Origin of the sequence: Klebsiella sp. K4, assembly GCF_014596785.2 — a bacterium.
GTDB classification, from domain to species: Bacteria; Pseudomonadota; Gammaproteobacteria; order Enterobacterales; family Enterobacteriaceae; genus Klebsiella; species Klebsiella pneumoniae.
The window spans coordinates 1,249,697-1,268,195 of the sequence record NZ_CP115021.1; the positions used below are offsets into that span (position 1 = coordinate 1,249,697).

Genomic DNA, 18,499 nt, shown 5'->3' on the forward strand with positions numbered 1-18,499 from the left:
GTCATGGCTGAATTATTGTTAGGGGTCAATATTGACCATATCGCGACCTTGCGTAACGCCCGCGGCACCGCTTACCCGGATCCGGTTCAGGCGGCTTTCATTGCCGAACAGGCCGGCGCCGACGGCATTACCGTGCATCTGCGCGAAGACCGTCGCCATATCACCGATCGCGATGTGCGTATCCTGCGCCAGACGCTGCACACCCGCATGAATCTTGAAATGGCGGTCACCGAAGAGATGCTGACGATCGCCTGCGAAACCAAACCGCACTTCTGCTGCCTGGTGCCGGAGAAGCGTCAGGAAGTGACCACCGAAGGCGGGCTGGACGTCGCCGGCCAGCGCGACAAGATGCGCGATGCCTGTCAACGCCTGGCGGATGCCGGCATCCTGGTCTCCCTGTTTATCGATGCGGATGAAGCGCAGATCAAAGCGGCGGCAGACGTTGGCGCGCCCTATATCGAAATCCACACCGGCTGCTATGCCGATGCCAAAACCGACGCCGAGCAGGCCAGGGAGCTGGAACGTATTGCCAAAGCGGCCACCTACGCCGCCAGCCTCGGCCTGAAGGTGAATGCCGGCCACGGTCTGACCTACCACAACGTGAAAGCGATTGCTGCGCTGCCGGAAATGCATGAGCTGAATATCGGTCACGCGATTATTGGCCGTGCGGTGATGAGCGGCCTGAAAGAGGCGGTGGCGGAAATGAAGCGTCTGATGCTGGAAGCGCGCGGCTAATGGCCATTCTCGGGTTGGGTACCGACATCGTCGAGATCGCCCGCATCGAAGCGGTGATCGCCCGCAGCGGCGATCGCCTTGCCCGCCGGGTGCTGAGCGACCATGAATGGAGCATCTGGGAGCAGCACCAGCAGCCGGTGCGTTTCCTGGCGAAACGCTTTGCGGTCAAGGAAGCGGCGGCGAAAGCGCTGGGAACCGGGATCCGTAACGGGCTGGCGTTTAACCAGTTCGAGGTTTACAACGACGAGCTGGGCAAGCCGAAGCTGCGGCTATGGGGTGAAGCAAACCTTTTAGCTGAACGCATGGGAGTAAGCGCTATTCACGTTACTCTCGCTGATGAACGCCACTACGCCTGCGCCACGGTGATTGTCGAAAGCTAGCCAGGAGGGCGGTTAAATTTTATCCGCGTGGTGCATCAGCACGAATTTATCCCACAGCTGTTCTTCACTCTCGACGTGTGCCGGATCTTTCAGGATCGTATTCGGGATCGGGCACACTTTCTGGCAGGTTGGCGTGTCGTAATGACCCACGCACTCGGTGCAGCGGTCGCTGTTAATCTCATAAATGCTGTCACCCATCGAAATGGCCTCATTCGGGCACTCCGGCTCGCACATATCGCAGTTGATGCATTTTTTGGTAATTAACAGCGCCATCAGGAAAGTCTCAGAAACAACACAAACAGGGCGGGCATTATACGCCCATTTTCTGCTCAGACCAGCTTTTTCACCAGCGCTTCGCTATGGCGAATGCGCTCCGGCGCCCGCTCCAGATCCTGCTGCACCAGCCCCATAAACAGCAGATCGGTGAGCATCATTTGCGCGCTGGTGGAGGAGATGGCCGCACTGCGCGTCGCCTGCTCTTCGGCGATAGTATACAGGCAGTGGGTCGCCTGCTGTTGCAGGGCGTTCGGGCTAAACCCGGTGATCGCCAGGATCTTACAGCCGACGCGCAGCGCTTCACCGGCCGCCATATTGATCTCCCGGCGCTCGCCGGAGTAAGAGATCGCCAGCAGAAGATCGTCGCTGGACATGGCCTGCACCGTCGCCAGCAGGGCATGCATATCCTGCTCAGAAACAGCGTTGATGCCGATCTTCATCAGCTTCCAGCTAAAGTTACGCGCCACCAGGCCGGAGGCGCCAATCCCGGTGACGATCACTCGCCGGGCGTTGCGCAGCAGCGTGACGGCTTCCCGTAGCGTCTCTTCAGTGTTGACGTCCAGCGAGGCATGCATGGCGGCGACATTGTCTTTAATGAGTTTCTCGCCGACCAGACGCAGCGGATCGTCACCGCGAATGTGGTTATGCACCGGGACGGAGTGCGGATCCGGGCTACTCGCCAGCGCTTCACTAAGGGCCAGCTTCAGCGCCGGAAAGCCTTTGAATCCCAGCTTCTGGGCAAACTTAACCACGCTGGACTGACTCACACCGGCTTCCGCTGCCAGCTGCTGCGAGCTGAGGTGCCGGGTCTCATCGGGCTGGCTTAGAATATAATCGGCCAACTTTTTGTCGCTCGCCGCCAGGGTGGGATAGCGCTGACGAATACGCGTTAAACAGTTCATTGGAGCTCCGCTGGAGCCGTCCGGCTCGTGACTGACAGAATTTTTATTCGATTATAAGGGGTATACCATGAATTAAAAATTCTTAAGCCACAATTTTTCCTTCGCCTGCTACTTTAATTCTTTCTTAACGGCAGGGGATGTTTTCCCTCGACATGGCGTCAGGCTGTTAAGCTTACCCTAACGAGAAGCGAGTTCTGAGATAAAGGAGGCAGTTTGCAGCACACTGAACGGAGAGTGGTGTTTTTCGATCTGGACGGAACCTTACACCAACAGGATATGTTCGGCAGTTTTCTGCGCTATCTGCTGCGCCATTTGCCGCTGAACCTGTTGCTGGTGGTGCCGATGGGGCCGGTGATCCTTGCCGGACTGGCAGTGAGCGGACGGGCGGCGCGCTGGCCGATGAGCCTCCTGCTGTGGGCGACAACCTTTGGCCGCCGCGAGGCGGTGCTGAAGCGGCTGGAAGCGGAGTTTGTCGGCTGGTTTCGCCATCATGTGACGGCGTTTCCGGTAGTTCATGCGCGGCTTACCGCCTACCTGACCAGCACCGATGCCGACGTCTGGTTGATCACCGGCTCGCCGCAGTCGCTGGTGGAGCAGGTCTATCGCGATACCCTCTGGTTGCCGCGGGTGAATCTGATAGCCAGCCGCACCGCGCGCCGCTGGGGCGGCTGGGTATTGACCCTGCGCTGCCTGGGGCATGAAAAGGTGGTTCAGCTGGAGAAAAAGATTGGCGCCCCGCTGCGGCTGTATAGCGGCTATAGCGATAGTGAGCAGGATAATCCATTGCTCGGCTTTTGCCAGCATCGCTGGCGGGTAACCCCTCAGGGAGAGCTTCAGCAGCTGGAGTAATAGTGTGTAATTGATAGCGCCCATGTATAATGCGCCCCGCTTTTTCTGCTGGAGTGGCCGCTGTGTCTGACCTCGAACTCAATGATGAATACTGGATGCGTCATGCCCTGACGCTGGCGAAACGCGCCTGGGAAGAGGGCGAGGTGCCGGTGGGCGCGGTGCTGGTGCATAACAATCAGGTCATTGGCGAGGGCTGGAACCGGCCGATAGGCCGTCACGACCCCACCGCCCATGCGGAGATCATGGCCTTACGCCAGGGCGGACTGGTGCTGCAAAACTACCGCCTGATCGACGCCACGCTGTACGTGACCCTCGAGCCCTGCGTCATGTGCGCGGGCGCGATGGTGCACAGCCGTATCGCCCGCCTGGTGTTTGGCGCCAGGGATGCCAAGACCGGCGCCGCCGGCTCGCTGATGGATGTTCTGCACCACCCGGGAATGAACCATCGGGTTGCGATAAGCGAAGGCGTGCTGGCAGAGTCCTGCTCTGTCATGCTGAGCGACTTCTTTCGCTGGCGGCGGGAAGAGAAAAAAGCGCTGAAGAAAGCCCGGGAGCAGACCGGGGAAAGTTAATACAGGTGGCCGGGGAGTTTCATCCGGGCATTATCCATCTGCTTATCGGCGCGAAACTTGAAAAAGGGCAGGGTGGTCTCCTGCGGCTGTTCGAGCTCATTGGGGAGCACGGCCGGGTAATCCTCCGCCAGGGCCAGCGTTTGCTGCTGCTGGCGCTCCTTCTCTGACAAATAGCCGACAAGGCTTATCTGATATTTGCGGATGTTTTCCACATAGGCGTAGGCCTCATGGCCGCGGGCATAGCCGTATTTTAGTTTGCTGTAATAGGGTTTCTGGCTCAGCAACGGTAAACGCAGCTTAACGTCCGCCCAGCTGTTAGGATTGCCTTTCTGTTTGCGGGTGAGCGCCATGGCGTCCAGCATATGGGCATAACCCATATTATAAGCGGCCAGCGCAAACCAGATGCGTTCATCTTTCGGGATCGAATCCGGCACTTTATCCATCATATCCTGCAGGTAGCGCATGCCGCCGTCGATACTCTGCGCCGCATCGGTGCGGTCGGTTAGACCCAGGCTTTGCGCCGTATTGCGTGTGAGCATCATCATACCGCGCACGCCGGTGGGGGAGGTGGCCTGCGGATCCCAGTGGGATTCCTGCCAGGCGATGGCGGCCAGCAGGCGCCAGTCAATCTCGCGGGCGTATTTTTCAAACAGCGGCTGCACCTCCGGAAGAATATTTTCCACCGCGCGCAGGAAGGTGCGGGTATCGACATAATCGAAATCGTTGCCGTGGCCGAGGTACTTCTCCTCGAGGCGCGCCAGGGTACCGTCTTCATTGATGTTGTTGAAGAAATCAAGCATTGCCGCCGACAGCGAATTATCGTCGTCCCGGGCGCTAAACCAGGTGACCGGCTGTTCGTCGGTGATATCGAGGGCCACCGCCAGCTCCGGATGGACGCGCTGAAACAGGCTGACGGCCACCGAGTCAGCGATGGTGTAATCAAGTTTACCGTCAATCACCGCCTGCATCAGCGCCGTGGTACCGCGTTTTTCGTCCACGCGCCAGGCAAGATCCGGGTATTTCTCGGCTTTTAAGGTCTGCAGGTCGGTGATCGCCACGTGGCCCGGAGCGATAGTGAGCTGCTCGGCGGTCAGCGCCGCGAGGGTGCGCGGCCGGGTATTGCCGACGCGGTAGACCAGCTGTTGCGAAACGGAATAGTAGGTGGGGCCGGCCTGATAGTTTTTCACTCGCTCCTGGTTATAGACCAGTCCGGCGGCCAGCATATCGGCCTGACCGTCGTCGAGGTCGTCAAACAGCTGGCTGATGTTTTGCCGGACGGTTATCTTAAGCGTTACGCCAAGGTAGTCGGCAAACTGCTTCGCCAGTTCATAATCCAGACCGAACGCTTTATTGTTCATGGTGGCGAAGGTCATTGGCGAGTTGATAGTGCTGATGCGCAGCTCGCCGCGAGCGATAATGCCCGCCACCCGGTTCTCGGGTTTACCAGACCAGGGGATCGACGGCCACAGGGCCGCCGCCAGCAAAAGGGTGACAATGCCGATCAGCAGATAATTAATCTTTAATTTTTTCAGAGAGTTAATCTTCTGCAGCTTCAGGTTCCTCAGCAGGCGATGTCCGGAAAAAACGCAAGGTTGTCGTCGAATGTGCGGCATTCTGCTTAATAATGCGCCAGTTGGCAACTTATTCGCGATGGTCGTCACATTTATTGATAAACAGCATCAATGATTTTATTTCTACGCAAACGGTTTCGTCGGGGCGCAGGATTCACTATAATGACGCCCGTTTCCCCCCCTGGCTCACCCTGAAAGCTTCGAAGACGAGAGACTTATGATGGAAATTTTGCGTGGTTCACCTGCACTGTCGGCATTCCGTATTAATAAACTGCTGGCACGATTTCAGGCGGCCAACCTTCCGGTAAGCGCCATATATGCCGAATATATTCATTTTGCCGATCTGAATGCCCCGCTGAGCGCTGACGATCGCGAGCGCCTGGCGCGACTGCTTCAGTATGGCCCGAGCTTAAGCAGCCATACCCCGACCGGTAAATTACTGCTCGTGACCCCTCGCCCTGGCACCATCTCTCCCTGGTCTTCTAAAGCTACCGATATCGCCCATAACTGCGGCCTGGCTCAGGTTGTGCGTCTGGAGCGCGGCGTGGCGTATTATGTTGAAGCCTCGACCCTGACCGAAGCGCAGTGGACCGCGGTGGCGGCGGAGCTGCACGACCGCATGATGGAGAGCGTCTTCGACGCGCTGGAAGCGGGCGAAAAGCTGTTCGCTCACCATCAGCCGACGCCGGTGACCAGCGTTGACCTGCTGGGCGAAGGGCGTCAGGCGCTGATTGACGCCAACCTCCGTCTGGGTCTGGCGCTGGCCGACGACGAAATTGACTACCTGCAGGACGCGTTTACCCGCCTGGGACGCAACCCGAACGATATCGAGCTGTATATGTTCGCCCAGGCGAACTCAGAGCACTGTCGCCACAAGATTTTCAACGCCGACTGGATCATCGACGGCGAACAGCAGCCGAAGTCGCTGTTCAAAATGATCAAAAACACCTTTGAAAAAACGCCGGACTACGTGCTGTCGGCCTATAAAGATAATGCCGCGGTGATGGAAGGGTCTGAAGTCGGGCGCTATTTCGCCGACCATCAGACCGGGCGCTACGACTTCCATCAGGAGCCGGCGCACATTCTGATGAAGGTGGAAACCCATAACCACCCGACGGCCATCTCTCCATGGCCGGGCGCGGCAACCGGCTCCGGCGGCGAAATCCGCGATGAAGGCGCCACCGGCCGCGGCGCGAAGCCGAAAGCGGGCCTGGTGGGCTTCTCGGTTTCCAACCTGCGTATCCCGGGCTTCGAACAGCCGTGGGAAGAAGATTTCGGTAAACCGGATCGCATTGTCACCGCCCTGGACATCATGACCGAAGGCCCGCTGGGCGGCGCGGCGTTTAACAACGAATTTGGTCGTCCGGCGCTGAACGGCTACTTCCGCACCTATGAAGAGAAAGTCACCAGCCACAATGGCGAAGAGCTGCGTGGCTACCACAAACCGATCATGCTGGCCGGCGGTATCGGCAACATCCGCGGTGAGCACGTGCAGAAGGGCGAGATTACCGTCGGCGCGAAGCTGATCGTGCTGGGCGGCCCGGCGATGAACATCGGCCTCGGCGGCGGCGCGGCGTCTTCTATGGCCTCCGGCCAGTCCGATGCCGATCTCGATTTCGCCTCCGTACAGCGTGACAACCCGGAAATGGAGCGCCGCTGTCAGGAAGTGATCGACCGCTGCTGGCAGTTGGGCGACGCCAACCCGATCCTCTTTATCCACGACGTTGGCGCCGGCGGTCTCTCCAACGCCATGCCGGAGCTGGTGAGCGACGGCGGCCGCGGCGGTAAATTCCAGCTGCGCGATATTCTCAGTGATGAGCCAGGGATGAGTCCGCTGGAGATCTGGTGTAACGAATCGCAGGAACGTTATGTTCTGGCGGTCGCCCCGGAGCAGCTGCCGCTGTTCGACGAACTGTGCCGCCGCGAGCGCGCGCCTTATGCCGTTATCGGCGAAGCTACCGCTGAGCAGCATCTGAGCCTGAGCGACAGCCACTTTAACGATCAGCCGATCGACTTGCCGCTGGACGTCCTGCTCGGCAAAACGCCGAAAATGACCCGCGACGTGCAGACTCTGAAAGCTCAGGGTAGCGCGCTGGATCGCCAACCGATTACCCTTGCCGATGCGGTTAACCGCGTTCTGCATCTGCCGACGGTGGCCGAGAAAACCTTCCTCGTCACCATCGGCGACCGCACCGTGACCGGTATGGTCGCCCGCGACCAGATGGTTGGCCCGTGGCAGATCCCGGTGGCCAACTGTGCGGTGACCACCGCCAGCCTCGACAGCTACTATGGCGAAGCGATGGCGATGGGCGAGCGCGCCCCGGTCGCCCTGCTGGACTTCGCGGCCTCTGGCCGTCTGGCGGTCGGCGAAGCGCTGACCAACATCGCCGCCACGCAGATTGGCGAGCTGAATCGCGTGAAACTGTCGGCTAACTGGATGGCCGCCGCAGGTCACCCGGGCGAAGACGCTGGCCTGTATGAGGCGGTGAAAGCGGTAGGCGAAGAGCTGTGCCCGGCGCTGGGCCTGACCATTCCGGTCGGTAAAGACTCGATGTCGATGAAAACCCGCTGGCAGGAAGGCAGCGAGCAGCGCGAGATGACCTCTCCGCTGTCGCTGGTCATCTCTGCCTTCGCCCGTGTCGAAGATGTCCGTCATACCGTCACGCCGCAGCTTTCGACGGAAGATAACGCCCTGCTGCTGATCGACCTCGGTAAAGGGCACAACGCGCTGGGCGCGACGGCGCTGGCGCAGGTCTATCGCCAGCTCGGCGACAAGCCGGCTGACGTGCGCGATGTCGCGCAACTGAAAGGCTTCTGGAATGCGATGCAGGCCCTGGTGGCGCAGCGTAAACTGCTGGCCTACCACGACCGCTCCGACGGCGGTCTGCTTGTCACGCTGGCGGAAATGGCCTTTACCGGCCACTGCGGCGTGGAAGCGGATATCGCCGCGCTGGGCGACGACCATCTGGCCGCGCTGTTCAACGAAGAGCTGGGGGCGGTGATTCAGGTCCGCGCCGCAGACCGTGAGGCGGTGGAAGCCATTCTGGCGGTTAACGGCCTGGCGGACTGCGTGCATTACCTCGGTAAAGCGGTTGAGGGCGATCGCTTCGTGCTGACCGCCGGCGGTCAGACGGTGTTCAGCGAAAGCCGCACCACGCTGCGCATGTGGTGGGCGGAAACCACCTGGCAGATGCAGCGTCTGCGCGACAACCCGGCCTGCGCCGATCAGGAGCATGAGGCGAAAGCCAATGATGCCGACCCGGGCCTCAATGTGAAGCTCTCGTTTGATATTAACGACGACGTCGCCGCCCCGTACATTGCCACCGGCGCGCGGCCGAAAGTGGCCGTCCTGCGCGAGCAGGGGGTGAACTCCCACGTTGAAATGGCGGCCGCCTTCCATCGCGCCGGCTTTGACGCCATCGACGTGCATATGAGCGACCTGCTGGCCGGCCGGACCGGTCTGGGCGATTTCCATGCCCTGGTAGCCTGCGGCGGCTTCTCCTACGGCGACGTGCTGGGCGCGGGCGAGGGCTGGGCGAAGTCGATTCTGTTCAACGAGCGCGTGCGCGATGAGTTCGCGACCTTCTTCCATCGTCCGCAGACGCTGGCGCTCGGCGTGTGCAACGGCTGTCAGATGATGTCCAACCTGCGCGAGCTGATCCCGGGCAGCGACCTGTGGCCGCGCTTTGTGCGCAACCAGTCTGACCGCTTTGAAGCGCGCTTTAGCCTGGTGGAAGTGACGCAAAGCCCATCCCTGCTGCTGGAAGGCATGGTTGGCTCACGGATGCCGATTGCGGTCTCCCACGGCGAAGGTCAGGTGGAAGTGCGCGACAGCGCGCATCTGGCTCAGCTTGAGAGCAAAGGTCTGGTGGCGCTGCGCTTCGTGGATAACTTCGGCAAAGTGACCGAAACCTATCCGGCGAACCCGAACGGTTCCCCGAACGGTATCACCGCGGTGACCAGCGAAAGCGGGCGCGCGACCATCATGATGCCTCACCCGGAACGCGTCTTCCGCACCGTAAGCAACTCCTGGCACCCGGAGAACTGGGGCGAGGATAGCCCGTGGATGCGTATCTTCCGTAACGCGCGTAAACAGCTGGGTTAATCTTCCCGCCGCGCTTCACGCGAACGTATCAGCCCCCTGCCTGACAGGGGGCTTTTTTTATCTGTGATGGTCGGCACGCCAGGGTGTCGGGAATTGCCGACAACTGCGATATTGCAGTGTCGTCAATAGGCGACACTTAAGTCATTGATTTAAATGATGAGTAATCGGTAGCCTATTTGGTGTCGCTAAATAGCGACAATGCGGGTGAAAAATAAACAGTGGTGGTTCGACTGTTTCTGCGGTTAAAGTCATATATATCAGTATGTTAATAAAATGTTTTGAGAGCTGGCATAGTTCATGCATAATATTAACCAGTGGCTCATTCACCTTCTTATGTCAGCCCCTTCGGGACGCGCTACATAAACTTCGAATGACGCACAAACAGGTGCCTGCCGTCCAACTCCTGATAACAGCCTGGCTTTATCAGACATCGGGCGAAACGTCGAGTAAGGCACCGCCTCATTCCTGAACAAAGCCAGGCCTTGCGCCTGGCTTTGTTGTTTCTGCGGCGCAGTAACCAGCGGTAGCGCTTTTCTCCGGCGCGCTCCTCAGTTAGCATCGACCAGAGCTAATGATTGAGACAACATCCTTGAAGCGACTCTCTCTTTTCCCCCGTTCGCTGCGTCAGCTGGTGACGCTCTCTTTTGTGCTGATCCTGCTGCCATTGCTGGTGCTGGCCTGGCAGGCCTGGCAGAGCCTGAACGCCCTTAGCGCCCAGGCGGCGCATATTAACCGTACCACCCTGGTCGACGCCCGACGCAGCGAGGCGATGATCAATGCCGCACTGGAGATGGAGCGCAGCTATCGCCAGTACTGCGTGCTGGACGATCCGACGCTGGCGCGCGTCTATCAAAACCAGCGGCAGCGCTACAGCCAGATGCTGGACGCCCACGCCGGCGTGCTGCCGGACGAGAAGCTCTGGCAGGCGCTGCGTCAGGATGTCAGCGATCTGGCGCAGCTGCAGTGTAAAAATAGCGGCCCCGATGCCCAGGCAGCCGCCAGACTGGAAGTTTTCGCCAGTAATAACAGCGATATGGTGCAGGCGACCCGGGCGGTCGTCTATTCTCGTGGCCAACAGCTGCAGCAGGAGATAGCCGAACGCGGCCAGTTTTTCGGCTGGCAGGCGCTGGTGCTGTTTCTGCTGAGCCTGGCGCTGGTGCTACTCTTCACCCGCATGATTATCGGCCCGGTGAAAGGCATCGAAAGAATGATCAATCAGCTGGGGGCAGGGAAGTCGCTGGACGACGCCGCATTGTTTACCGGCCCGCGCGAGCTGCGATCGGTGGGCAAGCGCATCATCTGGCTCAGCGAGCGCCTGGCGTGGCTGGAGTCGCAGCGGCATCAATTTCTTCGCCATCTGTCGCATGAGCTGAAAACCCCGTTGGCCAGTATGCGTGAAGGTACCGAGCTGTTGGCCGACCGCGTCGCGGGGCCCCTGACCCCTGAGCAGCAGGAGATCGTCGAGATCCTCGACAGCAGTAGCCGTAACCTGCAAAAGCTGATTGAACAGCTGCTGGACTATAACCGAAAACAGGCCGACGGCCCGGTGGCTCGCGAAGCGGTGGACCTGGTGGACCTGGTGGAAAACGTCGTGGCGGCGCACAGCCTGCCCGCGCGGGCTAAACTGATGCATACCGAACTGACGCTGCAGGCGCGGCGTTGCCTGGCAGAGCCTGCGCTATTGATAAGCGTAATGGATAATCTCTACTCCAATGCGGTGCACTATGGCGCTGAATCCGGTAACATCCGTATCCATAGCTACCGGCACGGAGAGCAGGTGCGTATTGATGTCGCCAACAGCGGCGAACCGATCCCGGCCGCGGAAAAAAACATGATATTCGAGCCTTTTTACCAGGGGAGTCACCAGCGTAAAGGGGCCGTTAAGGGCAGTGGACTGGGGTTGAGTATCGCCCGCGACTGCGTCCGGCAGATGCAAGGGGAGCTCAGCTTAGTTGATGCGCCCGCCGGGCAGGTCTGTTTTCGCATTACGCTTCCCTCAGCGCCGGAATAATCCAACTTATGAATCGATATCGGGGAACTATGTCCCAATTCCTGGCCTGGCGCCGTTCCCTCAGCGGATGGCTGCTTTCAGGCATTGCTTGTCTGACGCTGGCGGGGTGTTCCGCCGGCTTTTCACCGCATACCGCGGAAGGTACCGCCGCCCCCGGGCAGGCGCAGCATCAGGTGGCCGATTTTGTCGCGGTAGACTGCGCGGATATCTGGGCGCACAGCAGCGATGCCAGCGACAAAAATCCCCTCTACTGGCTGCGGGGCATTGACTGTGCCGATCGCCTCGCGCCGGCGCAGGCGCGGGCGGAGGCGAAACGCCATACCGACGACAGCTGGCAGGACGCGTTCCGTCGCGGCATCCTGCTTGCTGATGCTAAAATTACCCCTGAGGAGCGCCGCGACCTGGTGGCGCGGCTCGATACCTTCAGCCCGCAAATCGCCGTTCAGGTCCGCCCGCTGTATCAGCTCTGGCGCGACGGCCAGACCCGTCAGCTGCAGCTGGTGGAAGAGCGTGCCCGTTACGCGAAGCTTCAGCAGTCCAGCGACAGCGAACTGGAGACACTGCGTCAGCAGGAGCTGGCGCTGCGCGAGCAGCTGGAGCTGACCACCCGCAAGCTGGAGAACCTGACGGATATCGAACGCCAGCTCTCCAGCCGCAAGCCGGGCGGCAATTTCGGCAGCGAAAAAGTGCCGGAGGTGATCCATGACGATCCGTAAACCGGCGCGTTTACTGCTGGTGGATGACGATCCGGGACTGTTGAAGCTACTGGGCATGCGCCTGGTCAGCGAAGGCTACAGCGTGGTCACCGCCGAGAGCGGGCCGGAAGCGCTGCGCGTGCTGGGGCGTGAGAAAGTGGATCTGGTGATTAGCGATCTGCGGATGGATGAAATGGACGGCCTGCAGCTGTTTAGCGAGATCCAGAAGGGCCACCCCGGCATGCCGGTGATCATTCTCACCGCTCACGGTTCGATTCCCGACGCCGTGGCGGCTACCCAGCAGGGGGTGTTCAGCTTCCTGACCAAGCCGGTCGATAAAGATGCCTTGTATAAAGCCATTGATGAGGCGCTGGAGCAGCGCTCGCCGGCCACCGACGAAGCCTGGCGCCAGGCGATTGTAACCCGCAGCCCGCTGATGCTGCGCCTGCTTGAGCAGGCCGGGATGGTGGCGCAATCGGATGTCAGCGTACTGATTAATGGCCAGAGCGGGACCGGGAAGGAGATCGTCGCCCAGGCGATCCACAACGCCAGCCCGCGTCATGATAAGCCGTTCGTGGCGATCAACTGCGGCGCGCTGCCGGAACAGCTGCTCGAATCCGAACTGTTTGGCCATGCGCGGGGCGCTTTTACCGGCGCGGTCAGTAACCGTGAAGGATTATTCCAGGCCGCTGAGTGTGGTACGCTGTTTCTCGACGAGATCGGCGATATGCCGGTTGCGTTGCAGGTGAAGCTGCTGCGCGTCCTGCAGGAGCGCAAGGTGCGCCCGCTGGGCAGCAACCGCGATATCGAAATCAACGTGCGGATTATCTCCGCCACCCACCGCGACCTGCCGAAGGCGATGGCCCGCGGCGAGTTTCGTGAAGACCTGTTCTACCGCCTCAACGTAGTGAACCTGAAAATACCGCCGCTCTCCGAACGTACGGAAGATATTCCGCTGTTGGCCAACCATCTGCTGCGTCAGTCTGCCGATCGCCATAAGCCGTTCGTGCGGGCGTTTTCCAGCGATGCGATGAAGCGGCTGATGGCCGCCAAGTGGCCGGGCAACGTACGCCAGCTGGTGAACGTGATCGAACAGTGCGTGGCCCTGACTTCGTCGCCAGTGATCGGCGACGCACTGGTTGAGCAAGCGCTGGAGGGCGAGAACACGGCGCTGCCGACCTTCGTTGAGGCGCGCAATCAGTTTGAGCTGAACTACCTGCGCAAGCTGCTGCAAATTACCAAGGGCAACGTCACTCACGCCGCGCGGATGGCAGGGCGCAACCGCACCGAATTCTATAAGCTGCTGTCGCGCCATGAGCTCGACGCCAACGACTTTAAAGAGTAGCTCCGCACTATAGCGCAAGTTATGATACGGTAAGCAACCGGTTACGCGATTAAGACAGGAACCCCATGAAAAAGATTGATGCGATTATTAAACCTTTCAAACTGGATGACGTGCGTGAAGCGCTGGCCGAAGTCGGCATCACCGGGATGACGGTAACGGAAGTGAAAGGCTTTGGCCGCCAGAAAGGGCACACCGAACTGTACCGTGGTGCCGAGTATATGGTCGATTTTCTGCCGAAAGTAAAAATTGAAATTGTGGTGACCGACGATATCGTCGATACCTGTGTGGATACCATCATCCGTACCGCACAGACCGGTAAAATCGGCGACGGTAAAATCTTTGTCTTCGACGTGGCGCGGGTCATTCGTATTCGTACCGGCGAAGAAGACGACGCGGCGATTTAACGCTCGCCGCTCGCTGCAGTATTGCCGGGTGGCGCTGCGCTTACCCGGCCTACAGATCCCCGCATCGTCGGGGCTTACAGCACCTTATGCGGGCCGAAGCATTCGTAATGAATGTTGTCTTTGTTGACCCCTAATTCGACCAGCTGCTTCGCTGCAAACTGCATAAACGCTACCGGGCCGCAGAGATAATACTGCATCTGCGGGTCGCGAATATTGTCCGCCACTGCTGCTAAATCCATCAAACCTTCGCTATCAAAACGTCCAGCCTGACGGTCGGCCTCAGTCGGGGTGCGATACCAGACGTGAGAGGTAAACGCCGGCAGCGCCGCGCCGAGCGCCTTCACTTCATCGGCAAAGGCGTGAACGTCGCCATTTTCCGCCGCATGGAACCAGTTCACCTGACCCTGATGACCGCTCTTCGCCAGCGCATCCAGCATCGCCAGCATCGGCGTTTGCCCGACGCCGCCAGAGAGCAGAGTGACCGGCGTCTGTGGCTTAACGTTAAGGAAGAAATCTCCCGCCGGGGCGGCCAGATAGACCACATCGCCTTCGCTGGCATGGTTATGCAGCCAGCTGGAAACCTGACCGCCTTCCTCGCGTTTAACCGCAATGCGGTAGCCTTTGCCGTCCGCTTTGCGGGTCAGGGAATACTGGCGGATTTCCTGATATTCGAAGCCTTCCGGTTTCAGCCAGATGGCCAGGTACTGGCCAGGCTGGTAATCGGCGACCGGCTGGCCATCAACCGGTTCGAGCTCAAAGCTGGTGATAAGCTGGCTGCGCGGGGTTTTCTTCACGATGCGGAACGCGCGGGTCCCTTCCCAGCCGCCGGTTTTACTGGCGTTTTGCTGATAGATCTCGGCTTCACGGCCGATAAAGACGTTCGCCAGCACGCCGTAGGCTTTACCCCAGGCATCGAGCACTTCCTGGCCCGGACTGAACATTTCATCGAGGGTCGCCAGCAGATGGCTGCCAACAATATTGTACTGCTCCGGTTTGATCTGGAAGCTGGTGTGTTTCTGGGCGATCTTTTCCACCGCCGGCAGCAGGGCAGGCAGGTTATCGATATTGCTGGCGTAGGCGGCAATAGCGTTGAATAACGCTTCACGCTGATCGCCGTTGCGCTGGTTGCTCATGTTGAAGATCTCTTTGAGCTCCGGATTATGCGCGAACATACGATCGTAGAAATGGGCGGTTAATTTCGGGCCGGTCTCTACCAGCAGGGGAATGGTGGCTTTTACCGTGGCGATGGTTTGAGCGTCAAGCATAGCGTGCTTCCTTATGTGTTATCTTAATGATGCATTTTAAATGCATCTTAAAGAAATAACCCTGCGTTGTAAATGGTTCTTTAACACATTCCCCCGATCCAGTTACAACATGAAGAATTTGCATCACAAACCTGAAAAGAAATCCGTTGATACTGAGAGAGGCGTTATTGCTCAAAGCCTTGTGTCATGCGGAGCCAATCGTTTGCGTAAAATCCTTTGTCAAGACCTGTTATCACAGAATGATTCGGTTATACTGTGGGCCGTTGTCCAATCGGACCGCCTTTTTAGGCCGAAATTTTATTGTTAGCTGAGTCAGGAGATGCGGATGTTAAAGCGTGAAATGAACATTGCCGATTATGATGCCGAACTGTGGCAGGCTATGGAGCAGGAAAAAGTACGTCAGGAAGAGCACATCGAACTGATCGCCTCCGAAAACTACACCAGTCCGCGCGTTATGCAGGCGCAGGGCTCTCAGCTGACCAACAAATATGCTGAAGGGTATCCGGGCAAGCGTTACTACGGCGGCTGTGAATACGTCGACGTGGTTGAACAGCTGGCAATCGACCGCGCGAAAGAACTGTTCGGCGCTGACTATGCTAACGTCCAGCCGCACTCCGGCTCCCAGGCTAACTTTGCCGTCTACACCGCGCTGCTGCAGCCGGGCGACACCGTGCTCGGTATGAACCTGGCGCAGGGCGGCCACCTGACTCACGGCTCCCCGGTTAACTTCTCCGGCAAACTGTACAACATCATCCCTTACGGTATTGATGAGTCCGGTAAAATTGACTATGACGACATGGCGAAGCAGGCTCAGGAACACAAACCGAAGATGATCATCGGTGGTTTCTCCGCTTACTCCGGTATCGTTGACTGGGCGAAAATGCGTGAAATCGCTGACAGCATCGGCGCTTACCTGTTCGTCGATATGGCGCACGTGGCAGGCCTGATTGCCGCTGGCGTGTACCCGAACCCGGTTCCGCATGCTCACGTTGTGACCACCACCACCCACAAAACCCTGGCGGGTCCGCGCGGCGGCCTGATTCTGGCGAAAGGCGGTAGCGAAGAGCTGTACAAAAAACTGAACTCTGCCGTGTTCCCAAGCGCGCAGGGCGGCCCGCTGATGCACGTTATCGCGGCGAAAGCGGTGGCGCTGAAAGAAGCGATGGAGCCAGAGTTTAAAGTTTACCAGCAGCAGGTTGCGAAAAACGCTAAAGCGATGGTGGAAGTGTTCCTGAACCGCGGCTACAAAGTGGTGTCTGGCGGTACTGAGAACCACCTGTTCCTGCTGGATCTGGTGGATAAAAACCTGACCGGTAAAGAAGCTGACGCCGCTCTGGGCCGCGCCAACATCACCGTCAACAAAAACAGCGTGCCGAACGATCCGAAGAGCCCGTTCGTAACCTCCGGTATCCGTATCGGTTCTCCGGCAGTGACTCGCCGCGGCTTTAAAGAAGCGGAAGTCAAAGAGCTGGCTGGCTGGATGTGTGACGTGCTGGACAATATCAATGACGACGCGATCATTGAGCGCGTGAAAGGTAAAGTGCTGGATATCTGCGCCCGCTTCCCGGTATATGCGTAAGCGTTAGCGTTGACATCAAAAAGGCCGCGTATGCGGCCTTTTTTGCGTCTGGAGATTAGCGGCGGTCGAGGGAGATCGCCCCGGGGCCGGTTACCGCCAGCAGCAGGAAAGCGCCGGCGATGCTGACGTTTTTCCAGAAGTTAATCATGTTCGGCAATACCGCATCGCCAGTCATATCCCAGTAGTGATGGCCAATCACCGCCGTGCCCAGGGTGTAGAAAATAAAGATGACCGCCAGCGGGCGGGTGAAAAAGCCGAGCACAATCAGAATCGCGGCAGGCACTTCCATAATGACGGCGATAATCGCCGCCAGGGTCGGCATCGGCGCGCCGGAGGCGGCCATGTACTGCACCGTACCGTCAAAGCCCAGCAGTTTGGGGTAGCCAAAAAGAATAAACAGAATCACCACGGCGATGCGGGCGATAAGCAGCAACAGAGAGCGGGAAGCGCCAAAATCAAAATAGCGGAGTGAGTTCATAATCAGCTCGTTATGAGAGACGTGTGATTTAAACGTAATACACAAATTTGCGCTCCGCCACGTTCGTTTATGACTAAACCAGCGTCTGCAATTGCTCCTCAACGTACAGATAACCTATCCCCATCAGCTGCTGGGCGCGCGTCAGCTGGCCAAAGCCTATTTGGGTGGCGTGCGCTCGCGGCGTATCCCTGTGGTCAAAGGGGTTAAAACCCGTTTGTTTGACGATACTTTCCAGCCACTGCTCACCGAAGGCGCAGCTGCGCCCGTAAAGCCAGATTTGATTAATATTTAATATATTCAGGAAATTATAGAGGCTTAAGCCAATCGCGTTGGCAGCGTTATCAACCCATGCGCGAATTTGCACATCTCCCTCTTTCCAGGCCTCAATGAGCGACGCCGTGGTTAACTGCTCGGGGGCGAGCGTTGCTTCAGGCTGCGTTTTGAGCCACATTCGGGCCTGTTTTTTCAGCGCGCTGAGAGAGGCGACGGTTTCGAGGCAACCGTATCTTCCGCAGTCGCAGGCTTTGCCGTCAGGATTGACAATCGTATGCCCAATCTGCCCGCTGCCGTACAGACTGCCGCGATAAATATGATCGTTAATCACAAATGACGAGCCGATACCGTAGTCGACGTTGATCACGCAAAAATCCTGCTGTGTACCCTGATGCTGCCACTTCTCCGCCAGCGCCAGCATCACGCAGTCGTTATCCACCCGAACCTGCACGCCAAGCCGCTCCTCAAGCAGATACTTTATTTCGATCGGTGTTTTCCAGCGTGCCTGGGGCATGGTTTGTGAAACGCCGGTAATCGGATCAACCTGTCCATGCACGCCAAGGGCGAGATTGATGCTGTGCTGCGGGTAGCGGCGGTGGATATGCCGCCAGCATTCAACGATGGCCTCAAGCAGGGCCTGAGGAGTGGGCGCGTTGACCGGCAAATGCTGATGACCATCCACTGCCAGCAGGCGGGCGTCGGCAAGCTGATATTCAATGCTGGTCGGGGTGATATTCATGCACAGTGTCCAGGCGCCGTGCTCGGGGATCTGGTAGCTGCCGCTGTTCACGCCCCGTTTGCTCAAGTGTTCCGTTGAGTGACCGATCAATCCCTCGCTAAGCAGCTCGGCCAGAATATTGCTCACCGCCGGAATGGAGAGACCGGTGAGTTGAGAGAGCTGTGATTTACTGAGCTGCTTTTCCCGCCACAGATGGGAAAGAAAAATCGACTTATTGGCCTGCCGGACCCGGGCGTTATTAAAGCCAGTACGCTGCATACACTTAACTCCCTTAACTATATTGCGTGAGCATTGCGCATTTTAACAGCGAATTGGCGATA

16 protein-coding genes are annotated in these 18,499 nt (G+C 58.6%); 10 read left to right on the forward strand and 6 right to left on the reverse strand.

The features are described 5' to 3' along the window. The first annotated feature begins 3 nt into the window (after positions 1-3). Positions 4-735, forward strand: a complete 732-nt coding sequence (pdxJ, locus tag IB144_RS06265; RefSeq protein ID WP_004180923.1) for a pyridoxine 5'-phosphate synthase — start codon at positions 4-6, stop codon at positions 733-735. After that, positions 735-1,115: a holo-ACP synthase gene (gene acpS, locus IB144_RS06270; RefSeq protein ID WP_004144351.1), complete on the forward strand. Its 381-nt coding sequence runs from the start codon at positions 735-737 to the stop codon at positions 1,113-1,115. Before pdxJ ends, acpS begins: the two co-directional genes overlap by 1 nt. A 12-nt stretch (positions 1,116-1,127) precedes the next feature. Here the strand turns inward: acpS and IB144_RS06275 are convergent, their stop codons facing one another. Beyond that, positions 1,128-1,388 carry a YfhL family 4Fe-4S dicluster ferredoxin gene (locus tag IB144_RS06275; protein ID WP_004144350.1) on the reverse strand — a complete coding sequence of 87 codons (261 nt, stop codon included), beginning with the start codon at positions 1,386-1,388 and terminating at the stop codon, positions 1,128-1,130. A gap of 56 nt (positions 1,389-1,444) precedes the next feature. Further along, positions 1,445-2,293 (reverse strand): MurR/RpiR family transcriptional regulator, encoded by an 849-nt coding sequence (locus IB144_RS06280; RefSeq protein WP_004144349.1) that lies wholly within the window; start codon positions 2,291-2,293, stop codon positions 1,445-1,447. A gap of 237 nt (positions 2,294-2,530) precedes the next feature. Between IB144_RS06280 and yfhb the strand changes: the two genes are divergently transcribed. Together yfhb and tadA are read left to right on the forward strand one after the other, a co-directional pair. Beyond that, positions 2,531-3,142 carry a phosphatidylglycerophosphatase C gene (yfhb, locus tag IB144_RS06285; RefSeq protein ID WP_004144348.1) on the forward strand — a complete coding sequence of 204 codons (612 nt, stop codon included), beginning with the start codon at positions 2,531-2,533 and terminating at the stop codon, positions 3,140-3,142. Between the two features lie 62 nt (positions 3,143-3,204). Then, positions 3,205-3,714: a tRNA adenosine(34) deaminase TadA gene (gene tadA / locus IB144_RS06290; protein ID WP_021440569.1), complete on the forward strand. Its 510-nt coding sequence runs from the start codon at positions 3,205-3,207 to the stop codon at positions 3,712-3,714. Here tadA and mltF read toward each other — a convergent pair. Then, complete coding sequence (mltF, locus tag IB144_RS06295) at positions 3,711-5,327, reverse strand: membrane-bound lytic murein transglycosylase MltF (RefSeq protein ID WP_048270938.1); 1,617 nt, start codon at positions 5,325-5,327, stop codon at positions 3,711-3,713. The two genes, tadA and mltF, sit on opposite strands and share 4 nt — an antisense overlap. 175 nt (positions 5,328-5,502) lie before the next feature. Between mltF and purL the strand changes: the two genes are divergently transcribed. From purL to glnB, 5 genes are all read left to right on the forward strand, one after another. Then, a complete protein-coding gene (gene purL / locus IB144_RS06300) occupies positions 5,503-9,390 on the forward strand; it encodes a phosphoribosylformylglycinamidine synthase (RefSeq protein WP_042936784.1) in 3,888 nt (1,295 codons plus the stop codon). 589 nt (positions 9,391-9,979) lie between these two features. Continuing rightward, positions 9,980-11,401, forward strand: coding sequence for a HAMP domain-containing sensor histidine kinase (locus IB144_RS06305; RefSeq protein ID WP_002914044.1), 1,422 nt, complete (start codon positions 9,980-9,982; stop codon positions 11,399-11,401). A 29-nt stretch (positions 11,402-11,430) separates the two neighbouring features. Then, the gene (gene qseG / locus IB144_RS06310; protein ID WP_002914033.1) at positions 11,431-12,117 is read left to right on the forward strand and encodes a two-component system QseEF-associated lipoprotein QseG; all 687 of its coding nucleotides are present in this window, start codon (positions 11,431-11,433) and stop codon (positions 12,115-12,117) included. After that, the gene (gene glrR / locus IB144_RS06315; RefSeq protein ID WP_048270936.1) at positions 12,104-13,441 is read left to right on the forward strand and encodes a two-component system response regulator GlrR; all 1,338 of its coding nucleotides are present in this window, start codon (positions 12,104-12,106) and stop codon (positions 13,439-13,441) included. Before qseG ends, glrR begins: the two co-directional genes overlap by 14 nt. Positions 13,442-13,506: 65 nt before the next feature. Further along, positions 13,507-13,845: a nitrogen regulatory protein P-II gene (glnB, locus tag IB144_RS06320; protein ID WP_002914032.1), complete on the forward strand. Its 339-nt coding sequence runs from the start codon at positions 13,507-13,509 to the stop codon at positions 13,843-13,845. A 74-nt stretch (positions 13,846-13,919) separates the two neighbouring features. On the opposite strand, the gene hmpA is transcribed toward glnB, so the two are convergent. Then, complete coding sequence (gene hmpA, locus IB144_RS06325; protein ID WP_004185137.1) at positions 13,920-15,110, reverse strand: NO-inducible flavohemoprotein; 1,191 nt, start codon at positions 15,108-15,110, stop codon at positions 13,920-13,922. Between the two features lie 325 nt (positions 15,111-15,435). Between hmpA and glyA the strand changes: the two genes are divergently transcribed. Further along, the gene (gene glyA, locus IB144_RS06330) at positions 15,436-16,689 is read left to right on the forward strand and encodes a serine hydroxymethyltransferase (protein WP_149358908.1); all 1,254 of its coding nucleotides are present in this window, start codon (positions 15,436-15,438) and stop codon (positions 16,687-16,689) included. A gap of 55 nt (positions 16,690-16,744) precedes the next feature. Here glyA and IB144_RS06335 read toward each other — a convergent pair whose 3' ends face one another. Together IB144_RS06335 and IB144_RS06340 are read right to left on the reverse strand one after the other, a co-directional pair. Further along, positions 16,745-17,167 (reverse strand): DoxX family protein, encoded by a 423-nt coding sequence (locus IB144_RS06335; RefSeq protein WP_020801883.1) that lies wholly within the window; start codon positions 17,165-17,167, stop codon positions 16,745-16,747. A gap of 73 nt (positions 17,168-17,240) precedes the next feature. Further along, positions 17,241-18,437, reverse strand: coding sequence for an ROK family transcriptional regulator (locus IB144_RS06340; RefSeq protein WP_004149353.1), 1,197 nt, complete (start codon positions 18,435-18,437; stop codon positions 17,241-17,243). Positions 18,438-18,499 lie beyond the last annotated feature (62 nt).

What these genes read in the sequence shown, in the direction of transcription:
- glyA (WP_149358908.1), top strand. Translation starts at nt 15,436, where the DNA reads ATGTTAAAGCGTGAAATGAACATTGCCGATTATGATGCCGAACTGTGG.
- IB144_RS06335 (WP_020801883.1), bottom strand. Translation starts at nt 17,167, where the DNA reads ATGAACTCACTCCGCTATTTTGATTTTGGCGCTTCCCGCTCTCTGTTG.
- IB144_RS06340 (WP_004149353.1), bottom strand. Translation starts at nt 18,437, where the DNA reads ATGCAGCGTACTGGCTTTAATAACGCCCGGGTCCGGCAGGCCAATAAG.
- glrR (WP_048270936.1), top strand. Translation starts at nt 12,104, where the DNA reads ATGACGATCCGTAAACCGGCGCGTTTACTGCTGGTGGATGACGATCCG.
- qseG (WP_002914033.1), top strand. Translation starts at nt 11,431, where the DNA reads ATGTCCCAATTCCTGGCCTGGCGCCGTTCCCTCAGCGGATGGCTGCTT.
- pdxJ (WP_004180923.1), top strand. Translation starts at nt 4, where the DNA reads ATGGCTGAATTATTGTTAGGGGTCAATATTGACCATATCGCGACCTTG.
- IB144_RS06275 (WP_004144350.1), bottom strand. Translation starts at nt 1,388, where the DNA reads ATGGCGCTGTTAATTACCAAAAAATGCATCAACTGCGATATGTGCGAG.
- IB144_RS06280 (WP_004144349.1), bottom strand. Translation starts at nt 2,293, where the DNA reads ATGAACTGTTTAACGCGTATTCGTCAGCGCTATCCCACCCTGGCGGCG.
- hmpA (WP_004185137.1), bottom strand. Translation starts at nt 15,110, where the DNA reads ATGCTTGACGCTCAAACCATCGCCACGGTAAAAGCCACCATTCCCCTG.
- acpS (WP_004144351.1), top strand. Translation starts at nt 735, where the DNA reads ATGGCCATTCTCGGGTTGGGTACCGACATCGTCGAGATCGCCCGCATC.
- mltF (WP_048270938.1), bottom strand. Translation starts at nt 5,327, where the DNA reads ATGCCGCACATTCGACGACAACCTTGCGTTTTTTCCGGACATCGCCTG.
- glnB (WP_002914032.1), top strand. Translation starts at nt 13,507, where the DNA reads ATGAAAAAGATTGATGCGATTATTAAACCTTTCAAACTGGATGACGTG.
- purL (WP_042936784.1), top strand. Translation starts at nt 5,503, where the DNA reads ATGATGGAAATTTTGCGTGGTTCACCTGCACTGTCGGCATTCCGTATT.